This window comes from Embleya sp. NPDC059213, from assembly GCF_042754445.1.
Taxonomy (GTDB): Bacteria; Actinomycetota; Actinomycetes; order Streptomycetales; family Streptomycetaceae; genus Embleya.
Genome location: NZ_JBHZAV010000415.1, coordinates 1 through 1,513 on the forward strand (window position 1 = coordinate 1; position 1,513 = coordinate 1,513).

The following is a 1,513-nucleotide window of genomic DNA, read 5'->3' on the forward strand; positions in this document are numbered from 1 at the left end:
CTCCCGGACCACGCCCTGCGCCCGGGGCGCGGCGCGTGGTCCGGGAGCGGCCCGGGGACTCTGCGATGCGGTGCTCGTCCCCGGGAACTCCCGGTTCGGACCCGTCAGTTCTTGACGGCCCGCAGGACCACGAACTTCGGGTCGCTCGCCACGATCTCGCAATTGCCGAACAACCGGCGCAGCTTCACGTGGTAGCCCAGGTGCCGATTGCCGATCACCCACAGTTCGCCGCCCGCGCGCAGCGCCGCGCGCGAACCGGCGAACATCCGCCACGAGATGGCCTCGGTGGTGGCCCGATGGGTGTGGAACGGCGGGTTGTTCAGGACCAGGTCGACGCTCTCGGGGGCCACGTCCGTCAGACCGTCGCCCACCATGAACTCGGCACCCGCGTCCGAACCCAGGTTCTCCTCGAACGTGGCCCGCGCCGACGCCACGGCCTGATGCGACTCGTCCACGAACAACACGTCCGAGCGCGGATTGGCCAGCATCACCGCCGTACCCACCACACCGTTGCCGCAGCCCAGGTCCACCACCCGGTCGCGACCGGTGCGGCGCGGGAGGTTGCGCAGCAGGAAACGGGTACCGATGTCGAGCCGGTCGGCGCAGAAGATGCCCGCGTGGTTGGTGACCACGATCCCGGACCCCGCGCCGACGTCGGCGGGCAGCGCGTAGCTGCGCGGCCACGGGCTCGCGGTCCGCGGGAGCGTGGGGTCGGGCGTGGCGAAGATCAGCCGCGCCTTCTTCACCGCGAGCGAGGTCCGGGTCGGGCCGATGAGGCGCTCGAACAGCTTGAGCGTGGAGGTGTGGATCTCGGTGGTCATCCCGGTGCCGACGACCACCGTGTCCGCGTGCACGCCCGGCGCGAGCCGGTGGAGCTGGTCCTCCAGCAGGGCCAGGTTCTTCGGGACCCGGACGATCAGCACGTCGATGCGCTCCGGCGGCGCGTCCCGGGTGGACAGCAGCTCGACCCAGTGCGGGTCCGCCTCGTTGCGCGCCAGGTTGGCGCGGGTGGCCTCCTGGCCGAGGAAGGAGTCGCTGATCTGTACCGGCCGGGACTCGGCCAGGGCGGTGACCAGCGCACCCCACCGGTCGCCCACCACCACGACGCGGCCGGACAGGTCCGTCGGCTTGTCGTCGTCGATCCCGGCGAGGTGCCGCAGCACGTACTCGTCGGCCGCGTCCCACGCGCGCAACAGGTCGCGGGGATCCTCGGGGTAACGGGTGAGCTCGAACTCGCCGGAAGGCGCAGAGAAACGGTTCATTGTCCACCCAGCCTAGCCGGGCCCGTCAGCGGCGTCGGACCGCGCCGTCGACGTCGAAGCGGCCGGCCAGCGCGGCGCCGGCTCGATCGAGCCAGTGCGCGGCCTCGGTCCGGGCCGCGGCCGCCGACCCGGCGAGGCGGGTCAGGTCGGTGGTGGCGACGACACCGGGCGGTGGCGGCACGGCGACCGAGCCGGCGACCAGGGCCACCGGGACGCCGGCCCCGTGGTGGGCGAGGTCGAGCACCGTGCCG

Annotated in this window: 1 protein-coding gene and 1 pseudogene; both read right to left on the reverse strand. The window is 73.0% G+C overall.

Annotation, left to right across the window (positions count from 1 at the left end):
• Window positions 1-104: 104 nt before the first annotated feature.
• Window positions 105-1,262, reverse strand: a complete 1,158-nt coding sequence (locus tag ACFXMF_RS47725; RefSeq protein WP_360310967.1) for a methyltransferase — start codon at window positions 1,260-1,262, stop codon at window positions 105-107.
• Between the two features lie 25 nt (window positions 1,263-1,287).
• Window positions 1,288-1,513, reverse strand: a pseudogene (locus tag ACFXMF_RS47730) (glycerate kinase); the annotation flags it as partial.